The 18,952-nt window shown below is 67.0% G+C and carries 19 protein-coding genes; 5 read left to right on the top strand and 14 right to left on the bottom strand.

Annotated elements, in window-relative coordinates; genetic code table 11:
* Positions 1–87 precede the first annotated feature (87 nt).
* Positions 88–2,277: a sugar nucleotide-binding protein gene (locus L858_RS0114485; RefSeq protein WP_022683876.1), complete on the top strand. Its 2,190-nt coding sequence runs from the start codon at positions 88–90 to the stop codon at positions 2,275–2,277.
* Positions 2,278–2,283: 6 nt separating this feature from the next.
* Here L858_RS0114485 and L858_RS0114490 read toward each other — a convergent pair whose 3' ends face one another.
* The 8 genes from L858_RS0114490 to L858_RS0114525 all read right to left on the bottom strand — a co-directional run bounded on the left by L858_RS0114490 (position 2,284) and on the right by L858_RS0114525 (position 8,448).
* Entirely contained in the window at positions 2,284–2,514 is a 231-nt protein-coding gene (locus tag L858_RS0114490; protein ID WP_152639839.1) for a hypothetical protein, read from the bottom strand.
* 76 nt (positions 2,515–2,590) lie between these two features.
* Positions 2,591–2,797, bottom strand: a complete 207-nt coding sequence (locus tag L858_RS0114495) for a hypothetical protein (RefSeq protein ID WP_152639840.1) — start codon at positions 2,795–2,797, stop codon at positions 2,591–2,593.
* 113 nt (positions 2,798–2,910) lie between these two features.
* Positions 2,911–4,167 carry a type III PLP-dependent enzyme gene (locus L858_RS20220; RefSeq protein WP_022683879.1) on the bottom strand — a complete coding sequence of 419 codons (1,257 nt, stop codon included), beginning with the start codon at positions 4,165–4,167 and terminating at the stop codon, positions 2,911–2,913.
* The gene (locus tag L858_RS0114505) at positions 4,164–4,403 is read right to left on the bottom strand and encodes an acyl carrier protein (RefSeq protein ID WP_022683880.1); all 240 of its coding nucleotides are present in this window, start codon (positions 4,401–4,403) and stop codon (positions 4,164–4,166) included. The genes L858_RS20220 and L858_RS0114505 overlap by 4 nt, the downstream gene beginning before the upstream one ends.
* The gene (locus tag L858_RS0114510; protein WP_022683881.1) at positions 4,403–5,956 is read right to left on the bottom strand and encodes an AMP-binding protein; all 1,554 of its coding nucleotides are present in this window, start codon (positions 5,954–5,956) and stop codon (positions 4,403–4,405) included. The genes L858_RS0114505 and L858_RS0114510 overlap by 1 nt, the downstream gene beginning before the upstream one ends.
* Positions 5,953–6,558, bottom strand: coding sequence for a serine O-acetyltransferase (locus L858_RS0114515; protein ID WP_022683882.1), 606 nt, complete (start codon positions 6,556–6,558; stop codon positions 5,953–5,955). Before L858_RS0114515 ends, L858_RS0114510 begins: the two co-directional genes overlap by 4 nt.
* Entirely contained in the window at positions 6,503–7,612 is a 1,110-nt protein-coding gene (locus tag L858_RS0114520; RefSeq protein ID WP_022683883.1) for a glycosyltransferase 61 family protein, read from the bottom strand. Before L858_RS0114520 ends, L858_RS0114515 begins: the two co-directional genes overlap by 56 nt.
* 425 nt (positions 7,613–8,037) lie before the next feature.
* A complete protein-coding gene (locus L858_RS0114525) occupies positions 8,038–8,448 on the bottom strand; it encodes a BLUF domain-containing protein (protein WP_022683884.1) in 411 nt (136 codons plus the stop codon).
* Between the two features lie 183 nt (positions 8,449–8,631).
* On the opposite strand from L858_RS0114525, the gene L858_RS20225 reads away from it, so the two are divergent.
* Positions 8,632–9,369 (top strand): Crp/Fnr family transcriptional regulator, encoded by a 738-nt coding sequence (locus L858_RS20225; RefSeq protein ID WP_022683885.1) that lies wholly within the window; start codon positions 8,632–8,634, stop codon positions 9,367–9,369.
* A 9-nt stretch (positions 9,370–9,378) separates the two neighbouring features.
* On the opposite strand, the gene L858_RS0114535 is transcribed toward L858_RS20225, so the two are convergent.
* Genes L858_RS0114535 through L858_RS0114560 form a run of 6 tightly spaced genes read right to left on the bottom strand, consistent with a single transcriptional unit; the run spans position 9,379 to position 13,303 of the window.
* The gene (locus L858_RS0114535) at positions 9,379–11,442 is read right to left on the bottom strand and encodes an NAD(+) synthase (RefSeq protein ID WP_022683886.1); all 2,064 of its coding nucleotides are present in this window, start codon (positions 11,440–11,442) and stop codon (positions 9,379–9,381) included.
* Complete coding sequence (locus L858_RS0114540) at positions 11,423–11,980, bottom strand: CinA family protein (protein WP_022683887.1); 558 nt, start codon at positions 11,978–11,980, stop codon at positions 11,423–11,425. Before L858_RS0114540 ends, L858_RS0114535 begins: the two co-directional genes overlap by 20 nt.
* On the bottom strand, positions 11,977–12,213 hold the full coding sequence (locus L858_RS20230) for a hypothetical protein (RefSeq protein ID WP_022683888.1): 237 nt from the start codon (positions 12,211–12,213) through the stop codon (positions 11,977–11,979). The genes L858_RS0114540 and L858_RS20230 overlap by 4 nt, the downstream gene beginning before the upstream one ends.
* Positions 12,210–12,461, bottom strand: coding sequence for a hypothetical protein (locus L858_RS0114550; RefSeq protein ID WP_022683889.1), 252 nt, complete (start codon positions 12,459–12,461; stop codon positions 12,210–12,212). Before L858_RS0114550 ends, L858_RS20230 begins: the two co-directional genes overlap by 4 nt.
* The gene (locus L858_RS0114555) at positions 12,451–12,711 is read right to left on the bottom strand and encodes a hypothetical protein (protein WP_022683890.1); all 261 of its coding nucleotides are present in this window, start codon (positions 12,709–12,711) and stop codon (positions 12,451–12,453) included. The genes L858_RS0114550 and L858_RS0114555 overlap by 11 nt, the downstream gene beginning before the upstream one ends.
* Positions 12,712–12,742: 31 nt before the next feature.
* Positions 12,743–13,303 carry a hemerythrin domain-containing protein gene (locus L858_RS0114560; protein WP_022683891.1) on the bottom strand — a complete coding sequence of 187 codons (561 nt, stop codon included), beginning with the start codon at positions 13,301–13,303 and terminating at the stop codon, positions 12,743–12,745.
* A gap of 275 nt (positions 13,304–13,578) precedes the next feature.
* On the opposite strand from L858_RS0114560, the gene L858_RS0114565 reads away from it, so the two are divergent.
* The 3 genes from L858_RS0114565 to L858_RS0114575 all read left to right on the top strand — a co-directional run bounded on the left by L858_RS0114565 (position 13,579) and on the right by L858_RS0114575 (position 18,951).
* Positions 13,579–14,661, top strand: a complete 1,083-nt coding sequence (locus L858_RS0114565; RefSeq protein WP_152639842.1) for a type III polyketide synthase — start codon at positions 13,579–13,581, stop codon at positions 14,659–14,661.
* Complete coding sequence (locus L858_RS0114570; RefSeq protein ID WP_022683893.1) at positions 14,651–15,727, top strand: NAD(P)/FAD-dependent oxidoreductase; 1,077 nt, start codon at positions 14,651–14,653, stop codon at positions 15,725–15,727. The genes L858_RS0114565 and L858_RS0114570 overlap by 11 nt, the downstream gene beginning before the upstream one ends.
* A 293-nt stretch (positions 15,728–16,020) precedes the next feature.
* Complete coding sequence (locus L858_RS0114575) at positions 16,021–18,951, top strand: CHAT domain-containing protein (protein WP_476661774.1); 2,931 nt, start codon at positions 16,021–16,023, stop codon at positions 18,949–18,951.
* Position 18,952 lies beyond the last annotated feature (1 nt).

The raw sequence follows: 18,952 nt of genomic DNA on the forward strand, positions 1-18,952 counted from the left end.
AAGTCGCTATTGTGGCAGGGTTACTTGAACGAATTTGCCGCGCACGAATACTCATGACGCTCGCTTGAACTGGCACGGAGATTCCGCATGACCAACCATCCGCAATTATGGGGCGGTCTGGAATGTACCGTTAATCGGGTGGGGGATGATTATCGGGACCAGATCAGGCTGAGCGGCCATGAGGAAAGGCTCGACGATCTGGACCGCTTCGCTAGCCTGGCTATTCGCGCCATCCGCTATCCGATCCTGTGGGAGCGGGTCAGCCCTGACGCGCCGGACGCCTGCGACTGGAGCTGGAGCGATCCGCGACTGGCGCGGCTGCGCGAGCTTGGCATCGACGTCATAGCAGGGCTGGTCCATCATGGCAGCGGGCCGCGCTATACCAGCCTGATCGACGCGGGCTTCGCGGAGGGACTGGCCTGTCATGCTGAGCGGGTGGCGGAGCGCTACCCCTGGATAACCAACTGGACCCCGGTCAACGAGCCGCTCACGACCGCCCGCTTTTCCACCCTTTATGGCCTCTGGTATCCGCATCTCCGGTCGGAGCGCGACTTCTGGCTCGCGCTCTTCAACCAGGTCGATGCGACCCGGCTCGCGATGCGCGCGGTCAGGCGCGTCAACCCGGCGGCGCGGCTGATCCAGACGGACGATCTTGGCCGCACCTATGCGACGGCCAGCCTGCGCGATCAGGCCTGGTTCGACAACCAACGGCGCTGGCTGGGGTGGGACCTGCTGTGCGGCCGGATTACGCCCGATCACCCCTTCTGGCCGCGTGTCGCGGCGATGGGGCTGGAACATCGGTTGGCGGCGATCCTGGATGATCCCTGTCCGCCATCGATCATCGGCATCAACCATTATCTGACGAGCGACCGCTTCCTCGACCACCGCCTGCACCGCTACCCCCGGCACACCCATGGCGGCAACGAACGGCAGCCCTATGCCGATGTCGAGGCGGTCCGCGTGCTGAACCCGCCATCTCAGGGGCTCGCCGGCGCGCTGCGGGAGGCATGGGAGCGCTACGGCCTGCCGCTCGCCGTCACGGAGGTGCATAATGGCTGCACCCGCGAGGAGCAGCTGCGCTGGACGGCGCAGGCGTGGGACGTGGCGGTACAGCTGAGGTCCGAGGGCGTGCCCGTGGAAGCGGTCACTCTCTGGTCGCTGCTCGGCAGCCGGGGATGGAATACGCTGCTGACGAGCGAGGGGATTTATGAACCGGGCGCGTGGGATGTGAGCGGTGCCGAGCCCAGGCCGACGGCGATGGTCCCGCTGGCGCGAAGCCTTGCAAACGGGAGCGAGCGGCCGGCGATGGCGAAGGGCGCGGGCTGGTGGCAGCGCCCGACTCGCATCGCTCACCCGGCGGTCGCCCGTCCCGCGCCCGTGCGCGAGCATCTGGTGGGCGAGGACCGTCCTTCCGGCGCCCGCCCGCTGCTGATCTGCGGCGCCACCGGCACTCTGGGCAAGGCGCTGGCGGGCGCATGCGCCATCCGCAACATTCCCTTCGTCCTCACCAGCCGAGACGAGCTGGACCTGAACGACCGCCGCAGCATCGATGCGGCGCTCGACCGGGTTGAACCCTGGGCGGTGGTCAACGCCGCCGGATGGGTGAGGGTGGATGATGCCGAAGCGGCACAGGCCGAATGCCTGGCAGCCAACGCCCGTGGGGCCGTCGCGCTGGCGGAAGCGTGCGGCGACCGCGACCTGTCCACGCTCTCCTTTTCAAGCGACCTCGTGTTTGATGGCCGGAAGGACGCACCCTATGTGGAAAGCGATCCCGTTCGACCCCTCAACGTCTATGGCCGCAGCAAGGCGGATATGGAGGAAGGCATCGCGCGGCTGCCGGGGAGCAATCTGGTGGTGCGCACGGCGGCCTTCTTCTCCCCCTATGATGAGTATAATTTCGCCGTCGCGGCGGCGCGCACCCTTGCCCGCAGGGAGAGCTTCGCCGCTGCCGATGACCTGATCGTCACGCCAACCTATGTGCCCGATCTCACCATGACCTCGCTCGACCTGCTGATCGACGGGGAAACCGGCATCTGGCATCTCAGCAATGACGAAGCGCTGTCCTGGGCGGACTTCGCTCGCCGGGTGGCGCAAAGCTGCGGCTTCGATCCGGCGCTGGTGCAATCCGCCCCGCACCGCAGCTTCGGCTGGCCGGCGCCGCGCCCTAGCAATGCGGCGCTCACCAGCCAGCGCGGATCGAAGCTGCTGCCGCTGTCCCGCGCCTTGACGCTCTTTGCCGAACATCATGGCGCGCAGGCGGTTCAGGCGGCCGCCTGATCCTCCTCAAGCGCGTCCGAGCAGGATCGAATGCTCGACAAAGCTCGCGCTGATCTTCCGCCCTTCGAACCGAAGGATGCACCCGTCGGAGGAAAACAGGATCAGTGCGTGGCCGCCGCCCTGAAATTCAATGCGGTGGGTCACGCTGGCATCGCCGCGCATTACCCGGTGGCCGACAATGTCGCTGATATCCTCCAGGATGATCCTGACGCGCGAGCCAAGCCATTCATGTGGCACCTGCGCGCCTTTGTCGGAGTAGGAACCTTGGTCCATATCCTGTCTCACGCGCCCCGACGCTGATAGGCATGGGGCTTCATTCCAGGTCGGCGAGTGCGCCGATCACCCGCGCCGCCTTGGTCACGCCTTCCGCCCGGCACTGTTCCTGCGCCTCATGAGCGATGCTGTCGGCTTCCTCGCGCGAGAGAATGTCCTTCTCCACCAGCCGGGCGACCAGCGCGGCCACCCATTGCACGCCCGCGGATGCGATATCGCCATCGGTCAGGGCTTCGTCCTCGATCATTCCGCTCTCCTGCATCTGATGGAAATCACCTGAACGGCGAGCGGCGCGGATTGTGCCTTCCGGCATCAAGGGAAGAGCATCCTCAGAAACCTACGTTATCTGAAAGCTGGATATCAGGCGCGCAGGCGAAGGGAGCCGGTGTCTGCGCCCTCATCGAAGAAGCGGGACACGTCGCGAAGCTCGCCGTCGACCACCATCAGTTCGGCGGGTGGCGCGTGGCTGATGAAGTGGATGGGGCTGGCGGTCAGGCCATAGGCGCCGCTCTGATGCACGGCGATGATGTCGCCCTCCTCGACCCGCGGCAGTTCGACCCCGCTGGCCAGCCGATCGATCGAGGTGCAGAGCGGGCCGACAATGTCGATCTTTTCAGGCGCGCCTTCGCCGCCGACCTTGTGCATGCGATAATTGCGCCGGATCACCATGCCGAAATGCCCCGAAGCGGGCAGATGGTTGTTCATGCCGCCGTCGCAAATGGCGATGCGGGTGCCGCGCGACTGCTTGACCGACACCACGCGCGTCAGGAAATAGCCGGCCTCTGCGACGAGATAGCGGCCAAGTTCGAGGACGAGGCTGCTGTGGCGGAACGGAGCCGCTGTGGTGAAGCGGTCGAGATCAGGGCCGATCGCCTCCGCCACGGCAGCAAGGTCAAACGGCGTGTCGCCATCATGATAGGGAACGCCGAGGCCCGACCCGAACACCAGCGTGCGAGGGTCAATGGCATGACGGGCGCAGAGGCTTTCGAAGATCGCGAGGAAACCGCGATAATTCTCGACAATGGCTTCCGCCTTCAGGCATTGGGTGCCTGAATAGATGTGCAGCCCCTGAACCGATAGTCCGGGCAGGCCGCAGATCCCGTCGAGCGCCTCCTCCGCATCCTCCAGGTCGATGCCGAAAGCGCTCGGGCGGCCCGCCATATGATCGCCAAAGCCTCTCGGCACGCTGTCGGGCGCGATGCGGATGAGGATGGGCTGGACCCGCTTCATGGCGCGCGCGATCGTGTCTGCGGCGCGCGCTTCCCGCACGGATTCGACGATCAGCAGGCCAATGCCGGCCGCGATCGCTTCGCGCAATTCGTCGGCGCGCTTTGCGGGGCCGGTGAAGCTGATCCTCGCGGCATCCCACCCTGCGGCGAGCGCCAGCCGCATCTCCCCGATCGAGGAGATGTCGAGGCTGTCGATGCGGCGGTTGAGCCAGCCAAGCAGCGCGGGATTGGGGTTGCTCTTGACCGCGAAGCTCAGCGCGAAGCGGGAGCCGAAGGCGGCGCGCAACTGCCCGATGCGCTCCTCAATCGCAGACGTCGCGTAGATGAAGCAGGGCGTGCCGAACCCGTCGGCCGCCTCCGCCAGCACGCTGTCGGAAAGCGCCGTCACCCGGCGCGTTCCTGGGCGAAGCGGATGATCCGCGCAGGCGTGTCAAAATTCTCCAGCGTCACCTCATCGGCGCGGATTTCGATCCCTGCCTGCTCCTCGACAAAGGCGAGCAGGTTCAGCATCGCGACCGAATCCAGGGCGCCGGAGGAGAAAAGCGGCGTTTCCCCATGCGCCTCGACGCCGATGTCGGAAAAACCCCGGATATTCTGGATCAGCAGCGCTTCGGTAAGAGCCATCAGTTCGCTTCCTTCGCAATGGGTGGATTGTCGACGGATCGACGCACGATGTCGGGCCGGGCCAGTTTACCGCTCGCCGTGCGGGGCATGGCTTCGGGCCAGATGTGGATGGCGCGGGGCACCATATAGGCGGGCATCACTTTGCGGCAGTGGGCCATCAGCGCCTCCCGCGTGCCGCCGGGCAGCAGGCTGGCGGCGACATGGACGCACTGGCCGAGCAGGTCATCCTCCACCCCGAATGCGACGACATCCGCTGCCAGGCCGCTGCGATGCACCAGATCCTCCACATCGTCGGGGCTGACGCGGAAGCCGCTAGTCTTGATGAGCGCGTCGTTGCGGCCGATGAACCAGAGGTCGCCCTCCGCGTCGCGCTTCACCATGTCGCCGCTATAGACGACGGGCTCGTCCCCGATCAGATGGGCAAGTTCGGGGCATGGCCTGATCTTCTCCGCCGTCGCATCGGGGCGGTTCCAATAGCCCATGCTGACGAGCGGCCCGCGATGGACCAACTCGCCCGGTTCGTCATGGGCGGCGATGCCCTCGCCCGGGCGGATGACATAGACCTCGTTGCCCGGGATCGCACGGCCGATCGAGCCCATCTTCGCCACGAACTTCTCGGGGTCGAGATAAGTGGATCGGAAGGCTTCAGTCAGGCCGTACATCAGGAAGACACGGGTGTCGGGCAGAAGCTGCGGCATCTTCTCAAGGATGCTCATCGGGATCTTGCCGCCCGAATTGGTGATGAGCCGCAGCGCGGGCAGCGCGACCGGGGCGGCTTCCAGCAGGCGGACAAGCTGTATCCAGAGCGGCGGGACGGCCGCCATGCCGGTGACGGCGTGTCGCTCAAGCGTGCGCAGGATTTCCGTCGCCATCGGCACCGGTTGGTGGACGATCGTGCCGCCGAGCAGCATCATCGTCGTCAGCTGATTGAGGCCATAGTCGAAACTATAGGGGAGGACGCTCAGCAGCCGGTCCTCGCCGCGCAGACCGAGATAGCGCGCGACCGATCGCGCGCCCGACAGGATGTTGCGGTGGCAGAGCATCACCCCCTTGGGCTTGCCGGTGGAGCCGGAGGTGTAGATGATCGCCGCGAGCGCCTCGTCTAGCCCTGGCACCGTGGGGGCGGGAACATGGGGCAGATCGTCCCAGCTATCGGAGGGCGCGGAGGCTCCCGACGCCAGCACCGGGCCGCCAAAATCCTCCAGCGCCCTGGCCATGCGCGGCTCGACGATCAGCGCGGCGGCGGCGCAATCCTCCGCCACGAACATCAGCTGTTCGCGGGTGAAGGCGGTGTTGACGTTGACTATCACCGCGCCGGCTTTCGCCACGGCCAGCATTGCAGCGACCTCTCGCATGCCCTTGCGCAGCTGCATGATGACGCGGTCGCCCGGCTGCACCCCCTGCGCCGTCAACCAGGCGGCGGCGCGGTCTACTTCTGCTGCGACCTCGCCATAGCTGTAGGAACGGTCGGGATCGATCAGGAAGATCTTGTCCGCGCGCTCCGGCAGATTGTCGGCGAAGAGTTCGCTGAAGGTGGTGGCGAGCGGGTTCATTTGAACATGCCCAGCCGGGGTACGATGCGACCCGGCGATCCGATCACCACGGAATCCGACGGTACATTCATCGTGACCGTCGTGTTCGCGCCGATACGCACGCGGTCGCCCACGGTGATCGCGCCCAGCACCACGGAATTCACGCCGATGAAGACATCGTCTCCGATCACCGGAGCGCCGTCTCCCATGTTGGTGCCGATGGTGACATTGTGCATGACGCCCAGCCGGTCGCCGATGATCGTGTCGGGATGAATCGACAACGATCCTTCATGATGGACGATGTGGAAATCTCGCCCGATCGTCACCTGCGGCGGAATCCAGATCTTGGTGATGTTGGCGACGAACAGATTGCCGAAACCATAGACGCGCGAGGCCAGCTTGCGCCCGATCGCGGTGCGGCGGTGCAGGCCCCAGCGCCCGAAGCGGTAGATGCAAAGCGAAAGGAAGGCGGCGTTCAGCGCCGATGATCCGTGGCGGCGGTAATCGCCCCGGATGGTCGCGCGCAGGCTCTCGCCCGCCTTCGCCGGCCGCTCGGCTATCCCGGCGTCAGGGGAGATCGAGCGTTCGCTCGACCTCGTCGCCGTCGACGCTGAAGGCTTCATGCGTTCCCACTCCGATCAAGGTTGCAAAATCCTGGCCCTGCCGATCCGCCAGCCGCTTGAGTGCGGAGACGGTGCGGTCGGGCGGCTGGATGACGAAGGCGCGCGCTTCCGGCGGCATCAGCATCAGCCCGTGCACCAGATGGCTGCCCTCCACGCCAGCGACGACCATCGCCTCGCTGCAGATGTCGATGATCTCGTCCAGGCCGGCCGCGCAGGGGTCGAGGATGGTGAAGCCGCGCTTCGCCGCCAGCCTTTCGGCGATCGCCCGCTCGTTAACCAGCAGGCGCCGATCGCCGCTGTGACCGCGCAGCAGGAAGACCCCGGGATGGCGCGCCTTGCGCTCGCCGGTCAGCCGAAGCCGGAACTGGTCGGCCCGCGCGCGCTTATGCTCATTGTTGGGGTGATCGTCGAACAGCAGCAGTTCCTCGAACCGCGCCACTGTCCGGCGCAGGGGACGCATGCCCAGCGCGCGTTCATAGGTGGGCATATGGCCGATGGAGACACGCGAGGTGAAGGGGCGCCCCGCCTGCTGCGCCAACATATAGGCCAGGCAATCGTCGAACAGCCAATTGCCGAACCAGCGATTGCCAAGCCAGCTTTCGTAAAGCGCCGCGCGCAACGGTTCGCCCGGCACCAGCTCCGCGGGCCGCAGGGTGGAACGGGGACGCAGATGCCGCACGGCGCCGCCTGCATAGAGCACGCCGTCGATCAGCCAGGCATCCTTGATCCGATAGCCCATGGTCGGCGCCTGCATCGCGTCGGAACCGCCGCGAAAATCCTTCACCACCTCTGCGATCGAGCCGAATTCGGCGGCCTTGATCCGGTCGATCTGCCCATCCAGCATCCGGGCGGGGCGGACCTCCAGCGCGCTGGCCGGCGCAATCTCCCACCGATCGACGGCGGCGGCGATTATGTCGGGCTGCCGTCTGCCGATGAGGCTGTGCAGCCGGTTGATGCCGGGCCGGATCGAAAGCCGCGGCCAGGTACGCACCGTAGCGGGCGCGGACGCCCCTTCGCTGGCATGGGGCAGACGGCTTTCGGACGCGTTGGACAAGGCTCTAACCCCCTCCACATGGGGCTTTGGCACAGTCGCATAGCGCTATACCCTATCGTATCCCGAGGATGGGGGAGCCAAGAATGGCTCATCAGGAATCTCTGGCGAAAATTACCCAGCGCAAAAGGCCGGGGAGGCCAAACCTTGATCCTGATTAGCTGCGTGAGAGCGCGGGAGGATGAAGGCTTTGAGACCCCTGCAAAACTCCGAAAAAACTCGGTTCATCATTAGCCTATGTTAGCGGCCTTGGCGGCGATTTGTCGCAAGGTGATATTTCGCCGTCCACCCGCCCCGCGGTTGGTGCGGCGTTCATAAAAATAAGATCAGCTTTCGGGGATCAAGCAATCATAATGGGGCAGAAGCGAAGCAGAGCGGCAGATCGCCCAAGCAAGGGAGAGTGGACGAAAGGATACCGCGCGCCTTCTTCAGTTGGCGTTACCGCCGCCGAACGCGGCGAGGCGGGCCATCACGGCTGTAATGCGATCGGCGGTTTCCTCGCTGTCGCCGCTGTCGGAGAACAGGTCACCGAGGAGAGTCGAGGGGCCATAATAGGCGAGCGACCAGCGGGCGAACCGCCTCTCGGGGACGGCCCCTTCCCGCAAAACCTGAACATTGCGGTGGCGCGGGTCGCGCCTGATGCTCGCCATCAGTTCCTCAACCGCCGCCTGCGGACCTTCCAGTATCTGGGCGAAATGGCTCTCCGCAAAGATGAGCGCTCCGGTCACGCCGACCCGGGCATTTCGTGGACGCGACACCTCCACGATCCTGGGGACGGCGTCGGCGCTCTCCGCGCCTTCGACCATGCTGTCGCTGATATATAGGAGCGCGTAGATCATGGCTCCTTATACCACGCGCGACCCGGCGCGGCTTGCGCCTTCTGCGTCCCCTTGCGGTAAGGGAGGAACCCTTGGCGTGCCGGAGTGTTGGATGGCATCATGCGGCCTCTTTCCCCAAGCGGAAGAGGCGGCGGTTTTCGACATCAACGCCCCCTGTCTGCCATGAGGATCGTCGGTCACTCATTGTCGCCTCTTGTCGCCCGGCTGGGCGGCCGTATCGCCCTTTCCAAGGAGGACAAGGCTGCGCTGCTGGCGCTGCCGCACAGCGTCAGGACCGTCCAGCCCGGCGATTATGTCATCAGGGAAGGCGATATCGCCCATAGCTGCCATGTGCTGCTGTCGGGCTTTACGCACCGGCATCGCATGTCCGCCTATGGGACGCGCCATATATTGGGCATCCATGGCGAAGGCGACCTGCTGAACCTGCCGACGCTGCCGCCGCTGCCAGCGGAGGATTTCGTACAGGCGCTGACGGTCGTGCAGGTCGCGGCCGTGCCGATCGAGGATGTGCTGGCGCTGAGCCGCGCCCGGCCGGCAATCGGCAACGCGCTGTGGACGGAAATGTCGGCCGAAGTGTCCGTCTTCCGTGCGTGGATCAGCAATATGGGCCGGCGCGACGCGCGCGGCCGCATCGCCCATCTGTTCTGTGAACTGGTGATGCGCAGCTATCCCGCCGGGGGCTCGGACGGCTGCACCGTCACGCTGCCGCTGTCGCAGGCGGAACTGGCCGACGCGACCGGCATGACCACCGTGCATGTCAATCGCACGCTCAAGATATTGGAGCAGGAAGGGTTCATCCGCCGTCAGCGCCGCCGCATCATGATCCCGGATTGGCGCCGCCTGAAGGAACTGGGCGATTTCCGCGCCAGCGCCTGGACCGGCCGTCGCGACAGAGATGAGGATGTGGCGCAGGCGGATTGAGGCGCGACGCTATCCTTGCTTGGGCAGGGCAGTCTCCAGTTCCGCAAGCCAGAGCGATGGGCTGCTGTCTGATGGCGCGCGCCAGTCGCCCCGCGGCGAAAGCGCGCCGCCTGCGGACACTTTCGGGCCGTTGGGCAGCGCCGACCGCTTAAACTGACTGATCGCGAAGAAGCGATACAGGAAATTTTCCAGCCAGTGCCGGATTTCCAGCAGCTCATAGCCGATCTTCGCGGCGTCCGGATAGCCGGGCGGCCAGTCGCCTGCCTGGGGATCGCGCCATGCGTGCCATGCCAGGAAAGCGACCTTCGACGGGGGAAGCCCTGCGCGCACGATATGGTGCAGGAAGAAGTCGTTGAGGGCATAGGGACCGACCTTGCTCTCCGTGCTTTGAAGCGCGCCGGCGGCGTCGGCGGGCACCAGTTCGGGCGAAATTTCGGTGTCGAGTATGGCGGTCAGAATCGCCTGCGTGTCGGCATCGAACTGGCCCGTCGCGATGCACCAGCGCGTCAGATACTGGATCAGCGTCTTGGGAACGCCGCTGTTGACCGCATAATGGCTCATCTGGTCGCCCACGCCATAGGTGCACCAGCCGAGCGCGAGTTCGGACAGGTCGCCGGTGCCGACCACGAAGCCGCCATGGCGGTTGGCGAGGCGGAAGAGATAGTCGGTGCGCAAGCCCGCCTGCACATTTTCGAAGGCCACGTCGTAAACGGCCTCTCCCTTGGCGAAGGGATGATCCATGTCGGCCAGCATCTGCCGGGCGGCGGGGCGGATGTCGATCTCCTCGGCCGTGACGCCCAGCGCGCGCATCAGCGCCCAGGCGTTGCTCTTCGTCTGTTCGCCAGTCGCAAAACCCGGCATGGTATAGCCCAATATGGCCGAGCGCGGCAGGCCGAGCCGGTCGCAGGCCTTCGCCGCGACGATCAGCGCGTGAGTGGAATCGAGGCCGCCCGACACGCCGATGACGAAATGCTTGCCCGACGTCGCGCGGAAGCGGGTCGCCAGCCCCTCCACCTGGATGTTGAAGGCTTCGTAGCAGTCGGCGTCGAGCCGCAAGGGATCGGCGGGGACGAAGGGGAAGCGGCTGACCGGGCGGTGGAGCCGGTCGCCCTGCGCGTCGGCCGGGCAGGGAAAGCTGATCCGGCGGAAAGCGCGCTCGGGGTGCCCGGCCGCCACGGCGCAGTCATTGAAGGTGCCGTTGCGTATCCGCTCCAGCCGCAGCCGCTGCACGTCGATATCGGCGTAGATGATCTCCGGCTCGTCGCCAAAGCGGGTGGATTGGGCCAGCATCGTGCCCAGTTCATGCACCATCGCCTGCCCGTCCCAGGCCAGGTCGGTGGTGCTTTCCCCCGCGCCCGCCGCCGAATATGCATAGGCTCCGATGCAGCGCGCGGACTGCGACGCCGACAGCAGGTCGCGGTCGCGCGCCTTGCCGATGGTGATGTTGGAGGCGGACAGGTTGCACAGGATCAGCGCGCCGGCCAGGGCGCCGAGCGTGGAAGGCGGCAAGGGCGCCCAATAATCCTCGCAGATCTCGACATGGAAGGTGAAGTCGGCCCAATTGTCCGCTGCGAAGAGAAGGTCCGTGCCGAACGGCGCGCGGTGGCCCGCGATCGACACGTCAAGGCCGGTCAGACCTGACCCGGACGCGAACCATCTTTTCTCATAATATTCGCGATAATTGGGCAGGTAGCTTTTCGGCACCACGCCCAGCAGCGCTCCGTTCGCGATCACCAGCGCGCAATTGTAAAGCCGCCCGGACCGACGGACCGGCGCGCCGATCAGCAGGACCGGCAAGTCGGCGCTGGCGGCGATCAGCCCACCGATCTCGGCCTCCACCCTGTCGAGCAGCGCCTCCTGCTGGTGCAGGTCATCGATCGCGTAGGAAGACAAAGAGAGTTCGGGAAAAAGGACGATGTCGGCCCCGCCAGCGCCGGCTTCCCGCGCGAGGGTAAGGATGGAGGCGGCGTTGGCGGCGACGTCGGCCACACTGCCAGATGGCGTGGCGGCGGCCAGCCGGACCAGTCCATGGCGATGGAGCGAGGCGAAATCTTCAGTGCGCACCGACGGCATCCGTCATCATCTCCAGCGCGACGCGGATGGCGCCGATCCGGATCGGCCCCCGCCCCACATCGCCGAAATGCTCCTCCCGATGCACGGTCGCACGACCGTCCCTGCGCGCGCAGGCGAAGTGGACGAGGCCCGGCTCCTCCCCGGGCGGGGCGCTGCCCGCATAGCCGGTGACGGCGAGCGCGATGTCGGCATGGGACTGGGCGATCGCGCCCTGCGCCATGGCGATAGCGACATCGCGGCTAACGGCGCTGCAAGCGTCTATCTGTTCCCGTGCCACGCCGAGCAACTCGCATTTCGCCTGTTCGCTGTAGACGACGAAGCCGCGTTCGAAGGCGTGGCTCGCCCCTTCCACATCGGTCAGGAGGGAGGCGAGCAATCCGCCGGTACAACTCTCCGCCGTGCTCAGCTTGAGGTCCGCGTCGCAACAGGAATGGAGCAGCGCTTCGGCGGCCTCCTCCACTGCGGTGGGCAGGGCAGGTGACAGGGTTTCGGTCGGCCCATCCCCGCCGATCTCGTCTTTCCCCGGGGCTGTCGTCACGATGTCCCCGCACCCTTATTGTCCGAGCGGGTGGCGGTGTCGGGCTGGACCTTGTCCTGCTTGGTCGCCCGGGTCGGTTCCGGGTCGCCGCCCATGGCCGTCTTTTCCTCATCGCGCGATCCGACGTCGCGCGCCGTGCCGCCGCCGCCGGAACCGGAATGGCTGGGCGCGGGAGGCTCGTCGTTCAGGTCATTGTCGGCGCGTCCGCGCGCGCCGCTGGTCTTGTCGGTCATCCATCCTCTCCTTGCTGGGCTGTGCCGCCGGAAGCGGGATCGCTGTCATAATCCTCGGGATTGCCGCCGCCGCCCGCTGCCGCGCCGCTGCCCTCCACCTCGCCCGAACCGTCGCGCGGGGCGCGATGGCCTCTATTCGCTTCCTTGCCATGGGTCAGTGGTGTCGGCCTGGCAGCGCGGATATTGGCGTCTTCATCGCCATGATAGATGGGCGGGGAGCCGGTGCCGTAGTCGCGCTTATCGGCCATCGCGCTTGACCTTCTCGCCCGCACCCTCCTGACCCGCACGCGTGTCCTTCTCTTCTCCGCGCCGTGTCATGGTTTCAGGATTATAGTTGGAGGGGATGGCGCCGCCGCTTTGCGGGTCGCGCTCCGGTTCGCGGTCCAGCGTGTCGCTGGGGCGCCGCGCCGAACCCTCCGGCTGGTTTTCCGTCGAGATGTTGGGCGCGCGTGTATGCTCGGTCGGCAATGGCCGATCGCTGCGAAACTTGTCTTCCATGTCGGTCTTCCCTGGCCCGAGCCAGCCCTTGTCAGGCCAGCTTCAACCCTTCCTGGTTCATCCGCCGGGTGAGCTTGCTGGTCGCCTGGCCGTCCAGCGCGTGCTTCAGCCGGGGGAACAGTTCATCCTCCTCCTGCCGCATATGTTTTTCGATGTCGTTGCGGAACGCGGCAAGCTTCCCCTTGAACGCGACATCGTCCTTCAGCAGATCCGAAAGTTCGTAGAGATATTGCTTCACATAGCCATGATCGCCATTCAGCGCGTCCGCTTCCTTGGTCATGCCGACCGAGCGCATCGCCGGGTAGACGGCGTTCTCTTCCTCCATCGCATGCTTGCCGAGCGCATGTTTCAGCTGGGTCAGCATCATGGTGCGCTTGGCTCCGGCTTCGCTTTGGCGCAGCTTATCGAACAGCAGCAGCGTGGCCCGATGCTCGGCGGCCAGCGCCTTGTCCCAATCGCCCGCAAGGGCGGTGGGCGCCTGTACGGCGAGCTTGCGCCCGACCATGCTTAGCAGCGCGAGGCTGGCGCCGATACTCGCGCCGACCAGCGCATTGCTGCCCTTGAAGTGGGAAATATGTGCGTGTGTCGCCATCCGTCCCTCCGATGTCCCGTTCAGCCAAAAAACGAGGCGCCGGCGCTTTGCGTTCCGCCCCGGCAGGCCAGACAGACCCGCGGCTCACCTATGTTAGCGAAGCGGTCCGGGCCGGCTGCTTTACGCAGCGGACGTGTTTGAACCGGCAGCGCCGTTCTGGATACGAAGGGCAGGGCGGGCCGAGGAACTGAAATGGCACTTCAGGCGATTGACGCTGCCGCCGGAACCGATAGCATGGCAGGAATGTTGACGCATGAGGCATGGGAAGGATGACCATGACATCCGCTTCCCCATTGCCCGCCGCTGCCTGCATCAACGCTATCGGCACCGCCGTTCCCGACAATGACGTGCATCACGCTTTCGTCGAATGGGCGGCGGCGCAGCTGGAGGACGAGCGGGAGCGCAGCGTGTTCGCGCGAATGGCGCAGCGCAGCGGTATCGGGCATCGCTGGTCCGTGCTGCCGGTGCCGGCCGGCGGACGCTCCCCGGTCGATGCGGGCGGGTTCTACGCGGGCGCATGGCCGACGACCGCAGAGCGCATGCGGATGTACGGCGACGCCGCGCCGCGCCTTGCGGAGAGCGCCGTCGAGGACCTGGCGCGCAAGGCCGACATCGGCGCGGTGACGCACCTGATCCTCGCCAGTTGCACGGGCTTCGTCGCGCCGGGGGTGGACCAGATACTCGCCCGGCGGCTGGGACTGGCGCCATCGGTCGAGCGGCTGCTGATCGGCTATATGGGCTGCTATGCGGGGATCACGGCGCTCCGTTCGGCCCGGCATATCGTGCGGTCAGTACCGGATGCGCGGGTGTTGGTGATCTGCGTCGAACTCTCATCCCTCCATCTCCAGCGGCACGCCTCGCTCGAGCCGCTGCTCGCCATGCTGCAATTCGGCGACGGCGCGGCGGCGGCGCTGGTGACCGCAGAGCAGCGCGGGATCGCGATGGGCGAGCCGCTGTCGGCGACGCTGCCTGACAGCGAGGAACTGATCCGCTGGGATCTGGGCGACCATGGTTTTGCCATGCACCTTTCGGGCGCGGTGCCCGGCCGCATCGCGGAGGCGCTGCGTGATCCCGGCTTTCTTCCTGCGGCCCCGGACAGTGTCGAACGCTGGGCAGTCCATGCCGGCGGCCGGTCGATCCTCGACGCGGTGGAACAGGCGCTGAGCCTCTCGGCGGAGGCTCTGGCGGACAGTCGCGCGGTGCTGGCCGAATACGGCAATATGTCGTCGGGAACGGTGCTCTTCGTGCTCGCCCGCATGCTGGCGCAGGACGCATCGGGGCGCGGCCTTGCGCTTGCGTTCGGACCGGGCCTTGCGACGGAGGGCTTCTTCTTCGACCGGGCAGGGCATGGCCAGTGAGCGCGCGCCCTTGATCGTCGGCGGCGGACCAGCGGGTGCCGCTGCGGCCATCGCCCTGGCGCAGGCGGGAATTTCTGCAACGCTGCTGGAGCGGCGCGCCGAGCCGGGCGACGCGCTGTGCGGCGGCTTCCTCAGCTGGGAAACGCTGGCGAAGATCGAACGGCTGGGGATCGACGCGCAGGCGCTGGGCGGCCATGACATCGAACGGCTGGCGCTGTTCGCGGGCGACCGCGAGATCGTCGTGCCGCTGCCACGGCCCGGAATGGGCCTGTCTCGGCGGCGGCTGGATACGTTGCTGTTGCTTGCGGCGGGCGCCGCGGGCGCCGACATCCGCCTGGGCGTTACAGTGCAGGAAGCCGAAGCGGGGCGTGTGCATCTGGCCAGCGGGGAGCAGCTGGCATGGGAGAGCCTGTTCCACGCCACCGGCAAGCATGACCTGCGCGGCCTGCTGCGGCCCCATGATGCGGCCGATCCCCATCTTGGTCTTCGCCTGCGCTTGCCCGCCGGCTCGGCCCTCGCCCGCCTGCTCGATGGCAGGATCGAATTACATCTCTTCAGGCGCGGCTATCTGGGACTGATCTTGCAGGAGGACGGGTCGGCCAACGCCTGCCTCGCCGTCCGCAAAAGCAGGCTGAACGCCGCCGGTGGCCAGCCCCGCGCTCTGTTCGGCGAACTGGCGGACGGATCGCCCGCGCTTGCCGATCGGCTGGCGGGGATGGATGGCGCTGCGATCGATGCCGTTGGCAACGTGCCCTATGGCTGGCGTGCCCGCTCGACCCCGCCCGGCTTGTACCGTCTGGGCGACCAGGCGGCCGTCATCCATTCGCTGGCAGGCGAAGGGATCGGCATCGCGCTCTCCAGCGGGGTGGAGGCGGCCGCCTGCTGGCTGAACCATGGCGCTGCGGGCGCGCCCCTGTACCAACGACGCTTTTCCCGCAGGGTCGCGCGGCCGGTGCGGCTGTCGGGACTGATCGAGGCTTTGGGCGGGCGGCCGACATTGCTCGCCGCCCTCGCGGGAACGAGGGGCGTCCTGCCGCTCGCGGCTCGGCTGACGCGTCTGCGCTGAACGGAGCGGCATTACAGCTTGCGGGCGCTATCAGGGCGGCGTTATGAAGCGCCGGGTATGACATGGGGGGACTCCGCACGGATAGATCTGGCGGAGGTCGGGGGGACAAGCTGTTGAGCTTTAAGCGGAAGCACATTCGCGCGATCGCGGCGCTGGCGTTGAGCCTGCCTGCGGCATCGCAGGGGCAGGCGAGCGCGGAGCGGCCGCTGCTGCAGGACAGCTTCCGCATCGGCAGCGGTGGCGGAGCGCTGTGCCAGGCGCAGAGCGCGACCGCCGACCCTGCGGCGCGCACCATGTTCGATCGCGCCTGGACCGTTGTCTGCCGCGACGCTGCGATCCCGGTCGGGCAAGTCTATTCCTGGCGGACCGGCGCTGGCGAGAGTGATGCTTCGCTGCTGGAGCGGCTGGCGATCTCGCGCAAGACGTTGGTGACATGCAGCGCGGCGGGCGGAACGAGCCTGCCCAACCTTGGCGCCGTCAGCGTGCGCAACTGCACCGCGCCCGCCGGAACCTATCGCATCCTGTCGCTGAAGCGGGGCGGCACCACTTATGCGGCGCAGGGGCTAGCCGTCTATGGCAGCGCGCTCGACCTTGCGCTGCGAACCGTCGTGCGCGGTCGCGTTGTGCCGGGGCAGGTGGATATCGTCACCACGGGGGGGGGCGCCGATCCGCGCTTCGCCCGATTGCAGGCGGCGACCCTGGATCCGCAGACCGTGCTGGCGGAAGGCTATCGCCGCAACGCGTCGGGCAATTATGCCGAGGCGGCGGAGTTTTTCGACAGCCTGACCGAGCGGCTGGCGCGCGATCCCGACATGGGCAAGCTGACGCCTGCCGAACGGACCAATCGCGCCCATGAATATCTGATCAACCGCGCGCTCCAGCTGTCCAATCAGGGCCTGTTCGATCAGGCCGACGCCGCCTTTTCACAGGCGCGCGCGATGAACACCGCGGACGCCGTGCAGCTGCGCCTGCGCCGCAATTTCGACGCGATGCACCATATCAACCAGCAGGACCTGGCCGGCGCGCGGGAGATACTGGACCGCGCATTGCAAGGCAGCATCGTCGCCAGCACGGACGATAGCGGAGCGGTCGCCCTGCCGGTGGAGGTGGCGGTGCAGATGAGCAGCGCGGCCGGCGCACAGGCAATGGGCGTGCGGCAGGATAGCCGGCTCAGCCCGCAGGAGCGCGCCGCCATCCTCGATGCCCAGGCGGGACAGTTGCGCGGCACGATCCTGCGCCTGTCGGGCCAGCCCGGAGCTTCGCGCGCGGTGCTCGCGAGGGCGCTGGATGATGCCGTCGCGATCAGGGGCGGGCGAGTGACGTCGATCGCCCGGCTGCGAGCGCAACTGCTCGGCGAAATCGCGCTCACCTATGAGGCGGAGGGGAATTTCGGGGCGGCGGAGAGCAATCTGCAACAGTCGCTGGCGCTGATTGCCGCACAATATCCCGACACCATGGCGGTGCGCGGCGCGCGGGCAAGGCTGGCGGCGTTTCTGGCGCGGCGCGGTCGTACCGAAGAGGCGCTGACCCTCTATCGCTCGATCATCGCGTCGACGATGGACAATCATGCCGTGCTGACCGGCATGCAGAACCAGCTTCTGCCCTATTTCGAGCTGTTGGCAGCGGAGATTCCGGAGCGGCCGGACCTCGCCGGCGACCTGTTCCTCGCCTCGCAACTGCTGGTGCGGCCCGGCGCTGCCGAGACGCTGGAGCAGCTGACGCGCGAACTGTCGGCAGGCGGCGGGGACGCGGCGCGGCTGTTCCGCCAGTCGCTATCCCTCTCCCGCGATATCGAGCGGGGCCGTATCGCCGAGGCGCAGCTGCGCGAAGGGGCGGAGAAGGATGCGTCGCTCCAGCCGCAGATCGCGGCGCAGCAGGCGGAGATCGACCGTCTGGCGGCAGAGCAGGCAACGACGCTGGCCGCCCTCGGCGCCTATCCCCAATATCGCGCCGTCAGCCCGCAGGTACTGACGCTCAAGGAAATGCAGGGCGCGCTGCGGCCGGGTGAAGCCTATTTCAAGCTGGCGCGGCTGGGTGACGCCTTCTTCGCCATCTGGGTCGATCAGGCCGGCGCGACTGGATATCGTGTGGCGGCCAGCGCGACCGAAGTGGCGCGCAAGGTCAAGGCGTTGCGCGAAACCATCTCGCTCGACGTGAACGGCGCGCAGACCACCTATGCGCTGGACGTGCCGACTGCCCGCGCGCTCTACCTCGACCTGTTCGCGCCGGTGGAAGCGCGGCTGGCAGGCGTGCGGCACCTGATCGTCGAACCGGACGCGGCGATGCTGCAACTGCCGGTCAATCTGCTGATTGCGAGCCAGCCGGGCGTCGACGCCTATGAAGCACGGGTGGAAAAGGGCGGCGACGAGTTCGACTTTCGCGGCATCGGCTGGCTCGGCCGCGAACATGCGGTCAGCACGGCGCTGTCAGCGCGCGCCTTTCGCGATGCGCGGCTGGCGGCGCCCTCGAATGCGGCGCAAAGCTATATCGGTTTCGGCGACAATGCGCCGCTGATCGGAGAGCGACTGCCGGCGCTCACCCGCTCGGCCATTCCGGGCAGCACGGCCGATTGCAACTGGTCGCCGCTCCAGTGGAGCCGGCCGATCCCCGCGACGGAGTTGCGGCAGGCGGCGCAGGCGATCGGCGGGCAGGGGAACCAGCTGGTGACGGGGGCTGCCTTCACCGATGAGGCGGTGCTGGGGCGCGGCGACCTCGACAATTTCCGCATCCTCCATTTCGCGACGCACGGACTGGTGACGCCCCCGCATCCGGGGTGCCCGGCGCGGCCGGCGCTGCTCACCAGCTTCGCGCCCGATCGCGCGTCCGACGGGCTGCTCCAGTTCGGCGAGATTTTCGACATGCGCCTCAACGCCGATCTGGTCGTGCTGTCCGCCTGCGACACTGCGGGCGAGGCAGGAGTGGAAACGACGCGCGCGGCGGGGCTGGCCGCCGGCGGCGGCGCGCTCGACGGTCTGGTGCGGGCCTTCATCGGCGCGGGCAGCCGGTCTGTGATCGCCAGCCACTGGCCCGCGCCGGAGGAATTTCAGGCGACCGAAAGGCTGATCGGCGGCCTTTTCGCGGCGGCGCCTGACCAGCCGATGGCAGAGGCGCTGCGGGCGGCGCAGATCAAGCTGATGGACGATCCGGCGACGTCGCATCCTTTCTACTGGTCCGGCTTCGCGATCATCGGCGACGGCGCCCGCCCGCTGATCAGCCGGCGCTAGA

This window comes from Sphingobium bisphenolivorans (assembly GCF_000412635.1).
Lineage (GTDB): Bacteria > Pseudomonadota > Alphaproteobacteria > Sphingomonadales > Sphingomonadaceae > Sphingobium > Sphingobium bisphenolivorans.